The following is a 15052-nucleotide window of genomic DNA, read 5'->3' as shown; positions in this document are numbered from 1 at the left end:
CAAGAAACAAGCGGAGTCCGCTGATAGTTGGCCACTTTCCGCCGACCACCCCCACACCACCACCCCATTGGTCCACACCACCCCTTGACTCATCGCACCACACCTCCTACCTCCCGCGATGCGCTGTCCGCACTCAGGGGAGATGATCACGCAAAGATTCACACGCTCGCGCGGCCTTCCGCTTCGGACCGTGACTGACAGTGGCCGACCTGTTGACGCATTAGGAAGCCTTTCTTACAGTCCCCCCATGTGAACAAGGATCAGACAGGAGAATCCTTGATGGAGCGTTCACCGCTCTTACCCCGCCCCGCCCTCGCTCTCACGGCGACGGCCGCGCTGATCGCCCCGGCCGCGGTCGCCTACGGTGCCGAGCGGTCGCCGCGGGCGCCGGCCGCGTCCTGGAGCCTGAAACCGACCGCCAGCGCCAAGAGGTCAGGGGGAAGGTCGCCGCGTACAAGCGCACCGGCCTGGACCTGTGGCGCGGCGAGAACGATCCGCGGCCCACATGGGGCATCTACCGGAGCCTGAACAGCGCCGGCCTCCAGACCACATACCTGCTCACCCGGAACTTCAAGGCGTACGAGCTCCAGTAGGAGGGCGCGATGAAGAGCTATCGGAACACCCTGGTGGCCGCGGCCGCCACCACCGCACTCACCGCGGGGCTGCTGCTCACCCAGACCGGCACCGGCAGCGCCGCGACCTCGAGGGCCGACTCGGCCCCCTCGGACATCAAGACCGTCTCGTCCGGCTGGTCGGTCCCCTGGGGGCTGAGCTGGCTGCCCGACGGCTCGGCCCTGATCACCGAGCGCGATGCGTTCGACGTCTACAAGCTCACCCAGTCGGGCACCAGGACCAAGGTGGGCACGGTGCCCAATGTGGTGACCACCGACGGTGAGGGCGGGTTGCTGGGCATCGCGGTCTCCCCGAACTGGAACAGCGACCACGCCGTCTATCTGATGCACACCGCCTCCGACGGCAACCGCATCGCCCGGATGACCTACGACGGCTCCTCGCTCAGCGGCTACAAGGCGCTCGTCACCGGCATCAAGAAGAACAAGTACCACAACGGCGGACGCCTGAAGTTCGGCCCGGACGGCTATCTGTACGCCACCACCGGGGAGGCCCAGACCCCCGATCTCGCCCAGGACAAGAACTCCCTCAACGGCAAGATCCTCCGGATGACCACGGACGGCAAGCCCGCCCCGGGCAATCCGTTCGGCACGCTCGTCTACTCCTACGGCCACCGTAATCCGCAGGGCATCACCTGGGATCCGCAGGGGAGGCTGTGGGAGGCCGAGCTCGGCAACAGCAAGTACGACGAGCTCAACCTCATCGAACCGGGCAAGAACTACGGCTGGCCGACCTGTGAGGGCAACTGCTCCACCTCCGGGATGACCAGCCCCAAGCGCCAGTGGCCGGTCGGCGACGCCTCGCCCAGCGGGGTCACCTACGCCGACGGCGCGATGTACATGGCGGCGCTGCGCGGTGAGCGGCTGTGGCGGATCCCGGTGGACGGGACGAGCGCGGGCACCCCGAAGGCGTACTACACCAGCTCCTACGGGCGGCTGCGCACCGTGGAGACCGTGCCGGGCAAGAACACGCTGTGGCTGTCCACGACCAACGCCGACAACAACGGCGGGGAGCCGGACGGCGCGGACAAGGTGTTCCAGGTCGAGTTGAAGTAGCGCCTTCGCGGATGAGCGTACGGGCGCGGTCCGCGGACCGCGCCCGTACGTCCATGTCGCGCCCGTACGTCGTGTCAGTGTGCGAGCCGCTCGTTCATGAGCAGGAAGGCGCCAAGACCGTGGAGGTCGTTCGTATTGCGCGGCCGGTTGAGGTAGTAGGCCAGGTCTCCGACGTTGGTGCCCTCACTGATGTCGGAGATGTTCGTCAGCCCGTCGGAGCCGACCGACACCTTCCGCAGCACGCCCTGATAGCCCCTGCGCGCCGCCGAGGCGTAAGCGCCGCCGCTGATCCAGCCGTGCTTCAGGGCCGCGTGCAGCATCAGGGTGTACATGCTGGAGGCGGAGGTCTCGGTCCAGTTGCCGGGGTCGCTCGCCTTGTCGACGACCTGGAACCAGCGGCCGGTGGCCGGGTCCTGGTAGCGCACGAAGCCCTTCGCCAAGTGCCGTACGTTGCCGATGAGTTCGGCGCGGCGCGGATGGTCGGCGGGGAGCATTTCCAGCACCTCCACATGGGTCATCGCGGTCCAGCCGATGGCCCGCGCCCAGAAGTAGCCGGAGTTGCCGGTGGTGGGATCGGGCTTCCACGGGGCGTCGCCGTCGGCGTCGAAGGCGTGGTAGAGCAGCCCGTTGGACGCCTTGAGGTGGCGGAAGTACACCGAGAGGTTCCTGGTGACCTCCTCGTACGCGTACGCCTGGTCGCCGTAGGCGATGCCGTAGCGCAGCAGGAAGGGCTGGGCCATGAAGACGCCGTCGCCCCACAGTTCGTTGGTCTTGCCGGTGGCGTGCCACATCCCGCCGTCGGCGGTGCGCGGATAGCTGGTGATCCGGTCCCGGATCTGGTCGGCGGCGGTCCGGTAGCGGGGGTCGCCGGTCTCCTGGTGGAGGACCAGCAGCAGATTGCCCGACTGCATCGCGTCGAGGTTGTCGAAGGTCCGGCTCATATGACCGTCGGCGTCGACGAAGTTGTCCACCCAGCGCTTGATGTACGCCAGGTACGAGGGCTCCTTGACCCGCTGGTAGACGCGGTGGGCGCCGAGCAGGAACAGCCCCCGGGTGTAGCCCCAGCCGCCGAGCGAGGCAGGGTCGGGGTAGCGGGCGATGGTGGAGTCCACCACCGCCCGGGACCAGTCGGCGGGCGCCGCGCCGGCGCCCGCCGTCGGGAGGAGAAGGCCGCCGGTGATGCCCAGTGTGCTCGCGAACAGCGTTCTGCGACTGATCACTCGTTCCCCTTTTCTCAGGGCTCGGTTCGCCTCCGGGTCGCCCACGTCGCCGTCGGCGGTCGACCGTGCCCGGCCCCTGCGTTCCTCAAGGGCCCGCGCGCGCTCTCCCGTTCGACGACGGTGCGCCCCTTCGGCTCACTGGCCGTGGGTGGCGCGTACACGCCAAGAATACCGGCGAACGCTCCGTACCGGGGCAAAAGCGGAGGAAAGACTGGAATCCGCCGTACCCGTCAGTTGTCCGGCCACCAGCCGGCCGGTGGCCGGCGCGAGCATGTGGTGACCGGTCGCCAGCAGCACCCGGGGATGGCCGGACACCGGGCCGATCAGCGGCAGCCCGTCGGGGGCATGGGACGCGGCCCCACCCACTCCTCCTGGCGGTCGCCCCCGTCGGCATGGCGCAGATACGGGCGCGCGGCGGCGACGATGACCTCGACGCGCCGCTGCCGGAACCGGTCGGCGTCGCGCTCGAACCCCATCGTCCCGGCGACCCGGACCCGCTTGCCCATCGGAGTGAGCACCACCTTGGCCGCGCCGAGGTGGACCAGGCGGGAGGGCGGCGGTACGGCCGCCAACGGAGAAGCTGTACCCGTTGCCCGCCACCAGGTCGACGTCCAGGCCGAGTCCGCGGACCGGCTCGCGCGACCAGACGCCCGCGGCGATGACCACCGCGTCGCTCCGGTACGCCCCGGCCGAGGTGCGCACCTCGGTGTGGCCGCCCCGGTCGGTGACGCCCGACACCCGGGCGCCCCCGACCGGTCCGACACCCTGGCCCGGGGTCGCGGGTCTTCAATCAACGATGGTTTGCCGAATGATGCCGGCGGCGTCGAGCAGCGCGATGGACGGATTGGCTGGGCGCGCGCCGTACCTCGCGTTCGGTCGGGCTGGTGATGACTTTGAGCCCTTACTGACACAAAGTCCGCTATCGCGGCGATTGCGACATATTGGCCAGTAGTCTCGTGCGGTGAGGAGTCGGCATGAAGCGTGGCTGCGGCCTTCCGGGGTGAATCCGGAGGAGGCTGCGGAACTGTTGCTGCGTGATCTGCGCAGCTCGCGGCGGGGGCTGTCGAGCGCGGAGGCGCGGCGGCATCTGGTGCAGTACGGGCGCAACGAGTTGGAGCGCAGGCACGGGCGGCGCTGGCCGCGGGAGCTGGCCCGGCAGCTCACCCATCCGCTGGCGTTGCTGCTGTGGCTGGCGGCCGCGCTCCTGTTCGCCGTCGGCTCGCATGTGGTCGCTGCGGCGGTGGTGCTGATCATCCTGTTGAACGCGGGATTCGCGTTTGTCCAGGAGGTGCAGGCCGAGCGGGCGGTGGAGGCCCTGGCGCAGTACCTTCCGCAGCGGGCCAAGGCGGTGCGGGACGGTGTCCGGGTGGAGGTCGACGCGGCCGAGCTGGTACCGGGCGACATCGTCGTGATCGAGGAGGGCGACCGGATCGCCGCCGATGTGCGGCTGCTGGCCGGGGCGATCGAGGTGGACATGTCGGCGCTGACCGGGGAGTCGGTGCCGACCCTGCGGTCGGCGGCCATCCTGGATGTCGATGTGCCGGTGCTGCGTGCCCACGACCTGGTCTTCAGCGGCACGAACTGCACCGGGGGCGAGGCGCACGGCGTGGTGTTCGCCACCGGTATGGCGACCGAACTCGGTCGTATCGCCGCTCTGTCGCAGCGGGTCAAGCAGGAACCCAGCCCGTTGGAGCTTCAGGTGCGGCGGGTGGCGTGGCTGATCGCCGCGGTGTCGGTGGCGCTGGCGCTGGCCTTCATCCCGCTGGCCGTGTCGGGTGCGGGCCTGTCCCTGGTCCAGTCGGTGATCTTCGCAGCCGGGCTGCTGGCCGGCATGGTGCCCGAGGGGCTGCTTCCGGTGATCACCCTGGCACTGGCCGTGGCCGTGCGCGCGCTCGCGACCCGCGGTGCGCTGGTCAAACGGCTCAGCGCGGTGGAGACCCTCGGCTCGACGGACGTCATCTGCACCGACAAGACCGGCACCCTCACCGAGAACCGCATGCGTCCCGTGGCCGCATGGACCGCGGCCGGCCCCACCGACCTGGACACCCGGGAACACACAGGGTCCGTGCCGCAGCCCGCACCGGCGCTCCAGGCGGCCGCCCGCACCGCCGCGGCCTGCAACAACGCCCGCCTCCAGCCGGATGCCGAAGCGACCGGTGATCCCACCGAAGTGGCCGTCCTCCTGGCCGCACAAACCCTGGGCGCCGATCCCGACGCCGACCGCCGGGAGGCCGTACGGCGCTGGCAGTTCCACTTCGACCCCGAGCTGAAGATGATGTCCACCATCGACCAGCACGGCGACGACCTCGTGATCCACACCAAAGGGGCACCCGAAGCGGTCCTGCCGCACTGCACGACCCTGCTGGACGAGAACGGACAGCCCAGCGCCCTGGACGATGCCGCCCGCGCGCGCATCACGGCGCAGGTCGACGCCTACGCCTCCGACGGACTGCGGGTGCTCGCCCTGGCCCAGCGCACCCTGGCGAAGGAGCGGCGGCCACCGCACCGGCGAGCCGACGCCGAGCACGACCTGTGCTTCGTCGCGCTGATCGCTCTCCTCGACCCGCCCCGTCCCGAGGTGGCTGAGGCCGTCGCCCACTGCCGCACCGCCGGGATCCGCATCATCGTCATCACCGGTGATCACCCGCTCACCGCTGCCGCCATCGCCCGCCGCGTCGGCATCACCGGTCCCCACCCGCGCGTCGTCACCGGTGACGACTTCGACCGGATGCACGAACACGAGGTCGACGAACTGGTCCGGGCCGAGGGCGACATCATCTTCGCCCGTGCCTCCCCGGAGGCCAAGCTCCACATCGCCGAGGCTCTGCGCGGCCAGGGGCACGTGGTGGCGATGACCGGCGACGGCGTCAACGACGCCCCCGCGCTCCACCGCGCCGACATCGGCGTGGCCATGGGCCGCTCCGGCACCGACGTCGCCCGGGAAGCCGCGACGATGATCCTCACCGACGACAACTTCGCCTCGATCGTGGATGCCGTCCGCGACGGACGGCGCATCTACGACAACGTCCGCAAATTCATCATCTACATCTTCGCCCACGCCACCCCCGAGGTGACGCCCTTCCTCGTCTTCGCCCTCACCGGCGGTGCCGTCCCCCTCCCTCTGACCATCCTCCAGATCCTCGCCTTCGACGTCGGCAGCGAAACCCTGCCCGCCCTGGCCCTCAGCCGCGAGAACGCCGAACCCGGCCTCATGCGACGCCCTCCGCGCCCCCGCTCCGAAGGCGTCATCCGTACCCGCATGCTGCTGCGCGCCTGGCTGTTCCTCGGCCTGCTGGTCGCCGCTCTGCAGATGGGCGGCTTCTTCTACGTTCTCACCCGCTCCGGTTGGCACCCCGGCGATGCCACCGGCCCCGGCACACCCCTGCACCACGCCTACCAGCAGGCCACCACCATGGCCTTCCTCGGCATGATCGCCGGCCAGATCGGTACTGCCTTCGCCGTCCGCACCCAGCGCGCCTCCCTGCGCTCCATCGGTGCCCTGTCCAACCACTACCTCCTCGCCGCCATCGCCGGCGAGATCGCCCTCGTCGCCGTCTTCGTCTACACCCCGCCCTTCCAGAGCCTCCTCGGTACCGCCCCGCTGCCCGCCAGCACCATGCTCCTGCTGCTGCCCTACCCGTTCATCGTGTGGGGCGCGGACGAACTGCGTCGCTACCTCATCCGACGGCACACCCGCCCAGCCCCGGCGCAAAACGGCGTCGCCGGCCGGCTGTGACACCGCGCCCTGTTGGGCAGGCCCGTGCCCGGCCACTCCCCGGCGCCGCCACGTATCTGCCCGATCCGCTGTGGAAGGAGCTGGGCGCGGTCCACGCCGGACACACCGTCACGGTCGACGACGACCCCTGGTACCTCAACGCCGGGCCCACCGCCGTCCGGGGCGTCCTGCGCGACATCACCGGGCGGCTCGGGCGCTGACGCCGGACACCTCCGACCGGCATAAGCCACCGTCACAACCCGTATGCGATCGGGACAATGCGTCACCACAAGACCGTCCGCAGGCAATAGTCTCGGCGTACAGGACGTGGCTGAGGAGGCGCCCATGGGGACCGGCGATCGTGAGCGGGCATACACACGGGCTCGGCAGGAGGCCGAGCGGCTCACCGCGAGCGGAATCCGGGGCATCGCGCTGACCTGGGTGGACAACGCGGGCCTGACCCGGGCGAAGTCCGTGCCCACCGCGCGGCTGCCCCATGCCGTGCGGCGCGGGGTCGGGATGTCCCCCGTCTTCGACGTCTATCTCGTGGACGACTCCATGACCACCAGCCGCCATGTCGGCGGCCCGGACGGGGATCTGCGGCTCATCCCCGACCTGGACCGGCTCATCCCGCTGGCCGGCCAGCCCGGCTGGGCCTGGGCCCCGGTCGACCGGTACGACCAGCAGGGCCGGGCGCACCCCGTCTGCCAGCGGCTGTTCGCCCGGCGGATGGCCGAGCGGGCACGCGAGCGAGGGCTGAGCGTACGCATGGGGTTCGAGACCGAGTGGGTTGTCACCACCGGCGACCCGGACCAGGATCCGCCGCGCTACCCCTCCGCCGGTCCCGCCTACGGCATGGCGCGCGTGGCCGACCTCGCCGACTATCTCGCCGATCTGCTCGGGGCGCTGGAGGCGCAGCACACCGAGGTGCTTCAGCTCCACCCGGAGTACTCCCCCGGGCAGTTCGAGGTGTCCCTGGCGCCCACCGACCCGGTCGGCGCCGCCGATCTCGCCGTGCTGGTGCGGGAGACGATCCGGGCGTGCTCCGGGCGCGCCGGGCTCAACCCGATGTTCGGCCCGGTGGTGGACCCGGGTGGGGTCGGCAACGGCGCGCATGTCCATATGAGCCTGTGGCAGGGGGACCGCAATCTGTGCCGGGACGGCGACGGGCCGCACGGCATGACGGCGACGGCCGAGGCGTTCCTCGCCGGGGTGCTGCGCGAACTGCCCGCCCTGCTCGCCATCGGCGCCCCCTCCCCCGCGAGCTACCTCCGTCTCGAACCCTCCCGCTGGGCCGGGGCGTACCAGTGCTGGGGCCTGGAGAACCGCGAGGCCGCGGTGCGCTTCATCACCGGCGCACCGGACGACCCGGGGGCGGCCAATGCCGAGATCAAGTCCTTCGACCCGGCGGCCAACCCCTATCTGGTGGCGGGCGCGGTCATCGCCGCGGGCCTCGGTGGGATGGACTCCGGGCTCTCCCTGCCGCCGCCCGTCGCCGGGGACCCCGCGGTCGAGGGGCGCGAGCGGCGGCTGCCCACCTCGCTGCTGACGGCGCTGGAGCACTTCGAGGACTCGACGGTGCTGCGCGAGGCGCTGGGCGATCCGCTCTTCGAGTCGATCGCCGCGGTGCGCCGGGCGGAGGCCGCCCTGTTCGAGAAGTCGTCCCCGCGCGAGATCGCCGTCGCGACCCGGAGGCGGTACTGACCGATGGAGGCCGCCGAGCAGACGGATCCGACCGAGCCGCCGCTGCCGCCCCTGGTGGACCACCACTGCCATGGGGTGGTCCGCTCCGAGCTGAGCTCGGCCGCGTTCGAGGCGTTCCTGACCGAATCCGACGCGCCCGCCGCGCTCGGCACCACCTTCTTCGACAGCCAGCTGGGGTTCGCGGTGCGCCGCTGGTGTCCGCCGCTGCTGGGCCTCGAACCGCACTCCCCGCCAGCCCACTACCTGTCCCGGCGGCGCGAGTTGGGCGCGCGGGAGGTGACCCGGCGGCTGCTGAGCTCCACCGGGATCAGCGAGTTCCTGGTGGACACCGGGCTGCCGGGCAATCTGACCACCCCTCAGGAGCTGGCCCTCGCGGCGGGCGGCACCGCTCATGAGATCGTCCGCCTGGAGCAGCTGGCGGAGCGGATCGCCGACACCTCGCTGACCGCCGACGACTTCCTGGCCGGGGTGGCGGACGGGATCCGGGAGGCGGCCCGTACGGCGGCCGGCTTCAAGTCGGTGGCCGCCTACCGCTACGGGCTGGACTTCGAGCCCGATCCGCCGGGCCCCGGCGCCGTCCACACCGCCGCCGAGCACTGGCTCGCCCGGCGCGGTCAGGGCGGCACCGCCGCCGCCCGGGTCAGCGACCCCGTACTGCTGCGCCATCTGCTGTGGTCGGCGGCGTACACCGGGCTGCCGCTGCAACTGCACACCGGCTTCGGCGATCCCGATCTGCGGCTGGACCGCTGCGATCCGCTCGCCCTCACCGATTTCATCCGCGCGGTGCGCCCCACGGGCTGCACGCTGATCCTGCTGCACGGCTATCCGTACCACCGCGGCGCCGCCTATCTGGCCGCCGTCTTCCCGCATGTCTACGCCGATGTGGGGCTGGCCCTGTCGCACACCGGGGCGCGGGCCGGGGCGGTGCTCGCCGAGATGCTGGAGCTCGCCCCGTTCGGCAAGGTGCTCTTCTCGACCGATGCCCATGGGCTGCCCGAGCTGTATGTGGTGGGGGCGCGGCTCTTCCGGGAGGCGCTGACCGGGCTGCTGACCCACTGGGTCACGGAGGGCGCCTGGTCGCGCCGCGACGCCCGCCGGGTGGCGGCGCTGCTGGGCGCGGACAACGCACGCCGCGTCTACGGCCTCGGCACTCCGGCCCCGCGCGAGGGCTAGGCCCTGTCCGGTGGATCTTCGCGCCTGTGACATCAGCGGCTGCCGCCGCGGGGCCCGCGGCGTCGGGTGCGGGGGGGCGCCTCCCAGCGGTAGCCGGGGAGCATCGCAAGGCGGAGAATCGCGTGATGCGTACTTGCGCGCCAAGCGACATTAGCTGGTCAGCGGGCAGAAGGGAGCACCGCCCGCGCGCCGGGAAGGTCGGCGTGGGGGCGGGGCCTGGTGGAGCTCTCACCGCTGGTGCGGCATCCAGCGGGTCAGCCGGTGTCTTGACTGGTCCCGATGAGGTAACCGCCGAGTCCGGCGACCACTATGAACGCGGTCAGGACCAGCGGCCCGGCGAATCGCCCCAGCCACGCCACCGCGCGACGGCAGCAGATGCCCCAGCGTCCGGAGGCACGGTGCGTGGTGGGCTTCCGGTTGGCGGTGTGTTCGCTGTGGCTCGGGGCCGGGGGCAGCGTGGCTGTGCCGTGCCTGTCTGGGGAGCGTACGGGGTCGACTCGCCAGTGACGTTCAATGGTCACGAGGAACTCGCCATGATTCAGCCCCTGTTGTTCGGTGTGGAGGATGGCCCAGCGCGCGACGGGACCGGGGTCGTTGTCCACCCGCCCCGACGTGGCGGGACACGTCATGCACTCGGCGAGATAGATCCCGTCCGGCGCTCCCTGCGCGCGTTCGGCGGTGAGTACCAGGTCCGAACCTCTCAGGATGGTTCGCGTCACTGCCACGCCCCCGGCTCGAACCGACAGGGGCGCGTGATGATCTCCCGATAGGTGTAGTGCTCCCCGTTCGCTCTCAGGTGGCCGGTCGCCCACGTGTGTGCGGCGGCCTGGTCTTCGCTGGGCTCCCCAGACTGCTCACACACCGCACACTGCACGGCGAACGCGAGCGGTTCGGCGTCAGACTCGGTGTCGGGGATGAGCTGGAACTCACGGAAGCGGTAGGTGGCCCGGGTCATGCCCTCCCCTTTCCGGCGAGAGCACGCCTCTTGCTGTGGTGGGGGTGTCGCCTCAATAACACTTCACAGTCGGTGACCTTGCTCAGGTCTCCGGACTTGCGCGCCGCTTCCTTCTCGCGTTCCAGGCGGGCGCATTCGGCACACTTCACGCTCATGACGCCCCCGCCGCGCGCCGTGCCTCTTCCAGCCGTCGCGCCATCTCGCACGACTGGTCAGGCGTGCATGCCTTGCACTCCTGCCTGTGCATGAGGTAGGCCGCTTGAAGTTGCTCAATGTCAGCGGTACGGGGGTGTTCGAAGATTTCGCGTTCAGGCACGGCAGACCTCCGCCGGGCGAAGATCTTCGGGGCGTTCCTCCCATTCCTTGCCCCCGTGCTGGGGCCCGAGCATGGGGTACGGTCCGCCCCTGCACATGTGGACGCCTACGCGGTCGGTGGTCTGGTCTCGGACGAGTGTCCCCACGTTCGGGTGATCGTGGCTACTCTTGCGCACGGCTGCCTGTCCTTCCTCTCAGGTGTGCAGGTGGTCCGCGCCCCCGGACGTTCGCCCGTCGCGGGGGCACCCTGCTGGGCGCTTTGCACGTGTTCCATGAGCTTCGAGGCGGCAGACGTCCGAGAGAACTGCGAACGGGGAACCCCATAAGCGACTTTGGGGAACCCCATTGCGGGAAACCCGGGGCTACCCTGGGGAGATCACTTCCGTCCCTGCTAGGTGGCCCATGGACGAACGCGAGAATCAACGCGTTGGCTATCCGCTGACGATTCCTGACGCGCTGCTCCGGAGTGAGGCCATGCAACGGGCATGCGCCACCCGCAACTTCCGGGAGATCTTTCGCCTCGTCAACAGGCGTACAGGCTCAAGCCATGCGGCCATGGCCGCCGCCATCGGCAAGATGACGAGTTCCCGCGTGAGCGACATCATCCGGGGCGTCCGTGGCGTACGCGGCCAACAAGTAATCGAACGTGTTGCCGATGGCTTCGGCATTCCTGGCGAAATGCTCGGACTGCCGAGACGTCCATGGGAGGGTTCCCCAAGCGACATTGACGGAACCGCCAATACCGGCACTACCGTCGGAGCTGTGACTGGTTCCGAGGCTAAAGCGCGTGCTCAGTATGTGCGGGAAAACCCCGGAAGCCTCGACCTATTGGCGGTCGCTGAACTCCGGCAACAAGTGCAAACCCTCGACGCGCGCTATGTCACTGAGCCGTCTACGGCTCTCATCGCCGAGATCGGGCAGCGCTTGGGGCAACTTGCACACTGGCATAGTCACACGACTACGCATGCTGTTCGCCGAGATCTCCATGCCGCACAGGCGGAAGCCTGCACGCTAATGGGGCAATTGGTGTGGGATGCTTCGGGCAGGACTGACCACGACACCCCTCGGGCTTATTTCGCTCAGGCTGCCGATGCGGCACGTGAATTACGCGATCCCGTTGGCGAGGGGCTGGCCTTGCTGCGCACCTCTTTTGTTGCCCTATATGGGGAGAAGAACCCGCGCGGTGGTCTAGAACTTGCACAGCGCACCGCCGACACGGTTGAGAATACTAGCCACGTTCTCGCGGGCCTGGCTGTTCTGCACGCGGCCGAGGCTTACGCGATATTACAGCAACGCCGAGACTGCGAAAAGGCATTGAGAAACGCTGAATGGCATTTCAGTCACGTTGATGCAAACGATGTCGGTGCATCGATGTTCTCTCCTGGCCAGTTCGGGCGATTGGCCGGCTCTTGCTTTCTCTTCCTAAACGACACCGCTCGCGCACAGGAATTACTAGAGAGCACCGCTAAAGAGTTGCGCGAGGGATCAAAATCTCATGCCATCGCTTTGGGGAATCTGACTCTTGCCTATATTCGACAACGGAAGGTAGACGAAGCCGCCGATACGCTCGGCAAAGCGATCGGCGTTGTAGAGCGCAATCGGGGCGGCGGCGGGCTGAATCTCATCTTTCAGGCAGGTCGCGAACTGCAACCCTGGCGAGACGTCCCGATAGTGCATGAACTGAACGACCGGCTTCTGAGTCTCATCGCATCCGCGTAAAGCCGAAAGGGGCATCGATGAATAGGGCGCAAATCCAACATGCCAAACAAGCCGTCCGCGAACGTGTCTGGGGTCTGCTAGAGCCCACACACGGGGACGTGACGGGGCGTATCCCCTCCTTCATTGGTGCGGACTCTGCCGCTGCGCGTCTTGCTGAGCACCCTGCTTGGCAGGACGCGAGGGTCATTAAAGCGGTTCCGGACAAGGCCCAGTTGCCCGTGCGAGCCCGAGCACTCCAAGAGGGCAAGCGGGTGTATATGGCATCTTCGAAGCTAGCCGCAGAGAAGCCGTTCTACCTATTGGACCCTGGAAAACTCACTGTTCCAGTGCGCGAAGCCGCCGAACGTCGTATAGCAGCAAAAGTTGCACAGCCCGTAGATCTAGACGAGATGTCGTCAGTTGACTTGGTTGTCTGCGGGAGCGTTGCCGTGAACCCGGATGGTGTGCGCCTCGGAAAGGGCGCAGGATACTCCGATATCGAAGTTGCCCTACTTCAAGAGGCCGGGCTCATCGGCCCGGACACCCTCATTGCGACCACCGTTCACCCCCTCCAAGTCCTGGACGAGACGCTACCGGAGGCAGAACACGATTTCCGCGTGGACCTAGTCATCACGTCCGATAAAGTCATCGAATGCGCACCACGCCGACGCCCGCCCGGGATCATCTGGGAACACCTCACCCCTGGCGCCATCGCCGCAATTCCTACACTCGCAGCACGCAGGCCAACTGACGCATGAGGCGCACGAAAGTCCCACTCCAGGCCAATTGCGACGCATGGGGCAGGGCTTTCGGAGCCTTGGAACTCATAGGGGCCTCGTCAAATTGGGACTGCTCGGACTCCGGGAGAGACTCGTACCAGCGCGCTGCGATCGGGGGCCAGTCCTCGTCAGCCGAAGGAATCTCGGGAGTCGCAAGGTGCGTTGAGTTCGTGGGCTGCCGATGGCAGGGTGCCGCCATATTCAGGTTGGGCGCGCGGATGTAGCGTCGTGATCATGGACTTCCTGACTGGCACCACCACCGACCAGGCGCCGGCCGATCCATCTGCCACCGACGACATGCTGGCCAGCCAGCCCATCGGATACTGGAGTGACCAGGCTCACGCGGTCGTTACCCGGCATCTGCGTAACGCCATGGCCGGGATCGACGTCACGCAGCCGCAGTACTGGGTACTCAACAGCGTCAAGTACTGGCCTGCGGCGCCGAGCCGCGACGAGATAGCCGCCCAGCTGTTGCCCCTCGCAGACGGGCAACACGAGATCCCCCGTGTCGTGGCCCAGTTGCTCCACCGCGGCTGGCTGCGGACCGACGCCCGACATCGTCTGTACCTCACCGACGCAGGAGAAGCCGCCAGGATGCGGCTGCGCGAACTGGTAACCGAACTTCGTGCCGTGGTCCACGACGGCATCAGCGACGAGGAGTACGTGGCCGCGCTCAAGGTGCTGCGCAGGATGATCTCCAACGTCGAGTCCGCCAGGAACCCGAAGGTCGTCCAGGTTCCTTCTGTGACGAGCGACCTGGACACCCTGCTCACCGCGCTGTACGTGAAGATCGACGGCGAGATCGGAGATACCCGATGGCTCGGCCGTCCACCGCAGCCGCCACGCGCGTATGGGGAACGAGGCCCCTGCCCGGCGCGGAGCGCATACGCAGTACCGTGCCCGGAACGTACTCGACCGTAACCGGAGGAGATCGCATGCGGATCGACGGCACGACCGTCCTGCTCACCGGGGCCACCGGCGGCATCGGGCAGACTCTGGCCCGCGCGCTCGCGGCCAAGGGCGCCAAGCTGCTGCTCACCGGGCGCCGCGAGGAGGTGCTGCGGCCGCTGGCCGAGCGGCTGGGCGGCCGGGTGATCGTCGCCGATCTGGCCGAACGGTCCGATCTGGAGCGCCTGGTCGAGGAGGCGGCGGAGGCCCGGATCCTCATCGCCAACGCCGCGCTGCCCTCCAGCGGCCCGGTCCTGGACTACCGGCCCGAGGAGCTGGACCGCGCCCTCGATGTCAATCTGCGCGCGCCGATGCTGCTGTCGCGGCTGATGGCACCGCGCATGGTGGAGTCGGGATCCGGTCAGCTCGTGATGATCGGCTCGCTTTCGGGCCGTACGGCCTCCCCCGGGGCCGCGCTCTACAACGCGGCCAAGTTCGGGCTGCGCGGCTTCACCCTGGGGCTGCGGCAGGACCTGCACGGCACGGGGGTGGGGGTCTCGCTGGTGCAGCCCGGATTCGTGGGCGACGCCGGGATGTTCGCCGACGCGGGCACGTCCCTCCCCACCGGGGTCCGGACGATCTCCAGCCGACGGGTGGCGGCAGCGACCATCCGGGCCATCGAGCGGAACCGGGCCGAGGTGAACGTGGCCCCGCTGGAGCTGCGTCTGGGCAGCGCCCTCGGCGGGCTGTTCCCGACCCTCGCCGAGCGGGCCCAGCGGGGTGCGGGCGCCGGGGAGACGTCCCGTCAGCTCGCCGACGGTCAGCGCGGCAAGCGCTAGCGCCACGGCCTGATGCGCGGGCGGTGTCAATGACCCGTCCGCGCACGGGTCATTGACACCGCTCAGCCCCCATGCCAAAGT

12 protein-coding genes and 1 pseudogene are annotated in these 15052 nt (G+C 69.1%); 9 read left to right on the top strand and 4 right to left on the bottom strand.

What is annotated here, in order from left to right:
- Positions 1-602 precede the first annotated feature (602 nt).
- A complete protein-coding gene (locus AS97_RS40050; protein WP_059146019.1) occupies positions 603-1685 on the top strand; it encodes a PQQ-dependent sugar dehydrogenase in 1083 nt (360 codons plus the stop codon).
- Between the two features lie 74 nt (positions 1686-1759).
- Here the strand turns inward: AS97_RS40050 and AS97_RS40045 are convergent, their stop codons facing one another.
- Positions 1760-2905 carry a glycoside hydrolase family 88 protein gene (locus AS97_RS40045; protein ID WP_059146020.1) on the bottom strand — a complete coding sequence of 382 codons (1146 nt, stop codon included), beginning with the start codon at positions 2903-2905 and terminating at the stop codon, positions 1760-1762.
- Positions 2906-3228: 323 nt separating this feature from the next.
- The gene (locus AS97_RS47990) at positions 3229-3477 is read right to left on the bottom strand and encodes a hypothetical protein (RefSeq protein WP_247204640.1); all 249 of its coding nucleotides are present in this window, start codon (positions 3475-3477) and stop codon (positions 3229-3231) included.
- A gap of 389 nt (positions 3478-3866) precedes the next feature.
- Here AS97_RS47990 and AS97_RS40035 point away from each other — a divergent pair, with 389 nt between their 5' ends.
- The 4 genes from AS97_RS40035 to AS97_RS40020 all read left to right on the top strand — a co-directional run bounded on the left by AS97_RS40035 (position 3867) and on the right by AS97_RS40020 (position 9497).
- Entirely contained in the window at positions 3867-6641 is a 2775-nt protein-coding gene (locus AS97_RS40035) for a cation-transporting P-type ATPase (protein ID WP_059146021.1), read from the top strand.
- Positions 6638-6841, top strand: a complete 204-nt coding sequence (locus tag AS97_RS40030) for an ABC transporter substrate-binding protein (RefSeq protein WP_059146022.1) — start codon at positions 6638-6640, stop codon at positions 6839-6841. Before AS97_RS40035 ends, AS97_RS40030 begins: the two co-directional genes overlap by 4 nt.
- A gap of 124 nt (positions 6842-6965) precedes the next feature.
- The gene (locus tag AS97_RS40025) at positions 6966-8324 is read left to right on the top strand and encodes a glutamine synthetase family protein (RefSeq protein WP_059146023.1); all 1359 of its coding nucleotides are present in this window, start codon (positions 6966-6968) and stop codon (positions 8322-8324) included.
- 3 nt (positions 8325-8327) lie between these two features.
- Positions 8328-9497, top strand: a complete 1170-nt coding sequence (locus AS97_RS40020; protein WP_059146024.1) for an amidohydrolase family protein — start codon at positions 8328-8330, stop codon at positions 9495-9497.
- 254 nt (positions 9498-9751) lie between these two features.
- Here the strand turns inward: AS97_RS40020 and AS97_RS40015 are convergent, their stop codons facing one another.
- Both AS97_RS40015 and AS97_RS40010 read right to left on the bottom strand, forming a co-directional pair.
- Positions 9752-10216, bottom strand: a complete 465-nt coding sequence (locus tag AS97_RS40015) for a hypothetical protein (protein ID WP_210566606.1) — start codon at positions 10214-10216, stop codon at positions 9752-9754.
- Positions 10213-10452: a hypothetical protein gene (locus AS97_RS40010; RefSeq protein WP_210566605.1), complete on the bottom strand. Its 240-nt coding sequence runs from the start codon at positions 10450-10452 to the stop codon at positions 10213-10215. The genes AS97_RS40015 and AS97_RS40010 overlap by 4 nt, the downstream gene beginning before the upstream one ends.
- A gap of 717 nt (positions 10453-11169) precedes the next feature.
- Here AS97_RS40010 and AS97_RS40005 point away from each other — a divergent pair.
- The 4 genes and pseudogenes from AS97_RS40005 to AS97_RS39990 all read left to right on the top strand — a co-directional run bounded on the left by AS97_RS40005 (position 11170) and on the right by AS97_RS39990 (position 14971).
- The gene (locus tag AS97_RS40005; RefSeq protein ID WP_247204639.1) at positions 11170-12486 is read left to right on the top strand and encodes a transcriptional regulator; all 1317 of its coding nucleotides are present in this window, start codon (positions 11170-11172) and stop codon (positions 12484-12486) included.
- 17 nt (positions 12487-12503) lie between these two features.
- Positions 12504-13223: a 5-formyltetrahydrofolate cyclo-ligase gene (locus AS97_RS40000; RefSeq protein ID WP_210566604.1), complete on the top strand. Its 720-nt coding sequence runs from the start codon at positions 12504-12506 to the stop codon at positions 13221-13223.
- 255 nt (positions 13224-13478) lie between these two features.
- Positions 13479-13961: pseudogene (locus tag AS97_RS39995) on the top strand (MarR family winged helix-turn-helix transcriptional regulator); the annotation flags it as partial.
- Between the two features lie 218 nt (positions 13962-14179).
- Positions 14180-14971 carry an SDR family NAD(P)-dependent oxidoreductase gene (locus AS97_RS39990; RefSeq protein WP_210566603.1) on the top strand — a complete coding sequence of 264 codons (792 nt, stop codon included), beginning with the start codon at positions 14180-14182 and terminating at the stop codon, positions 14969-14971.
- Positions 14972-15052 lie beyond the last annotated feature (81 nt).

Source organism: Streptomyces sp. AgN23, assembly GCF_001598115.1.
GTDB classification, from domain to species: domain Bacteria; phylum Actinomycetota; class Actinomycetes; order Streptomycetales; family Streptomycetaceae; genus Streptomyces; species Streptomyces antimycoticus.
Note: the sequence above shows the minus strand (reverse complement) of the source record. Positions and strands in the feature narration are given on the sequence as shown.

Excerpts from the sequence above, each read along its gene's own strand:
- AS97_RS39990 (WP_210566603.1), top strand. The coding sequence starts at position 14,180 with ATGCGGATCGACGGCACGACCGTCCTGCTCACCGGGGCCACCGGCGGC.
- AS97_RS40020 (WP_059146024.1), top strand. The coding sequence starts at position 8,328 with ATGGAGGCCGCCGAGCAGACGGATCCGACCGAGCCGCCGCTGCCGCCC.
- AS97_RS40000 (WP_210566604.1), top strand. The coding sequence starts at position 12,504 with ATGAATAGGGCGCAAATCCAACATGCCAAACAAGCCGTCCGCGAACGT.
- AS97_RS40025 (WP_059146023.1), top strand. The coding sequence starts at position 6,966 with ATGGGGACCGGCGATCGTGAGCGGGCATACACACGGGCTCGGCAGGAG.
- AS97_RS40005 (WP_247204639.1), top strand. The coding sequence starts at position 11,170 with ATGGACGAACGCGAGAATCAACGCGTTGGCTATCCGCTGACGATTCCT.
- AS97_RS40010 (WP_210566605.1), bottom strand. The coding sequence starts at position 10,452 with ATGACCCGGGCCACCTACCGCTTCCGTGAGTTCCAGCTCATCCCCGAC.
- AS97_RS40050 (WP_059146019.1), top strand. The coding sequence starts at position 603 with ATGAAGAGCTATCGGAACACCCTGGTGGCCGCGGCCGCCACCACCGCA.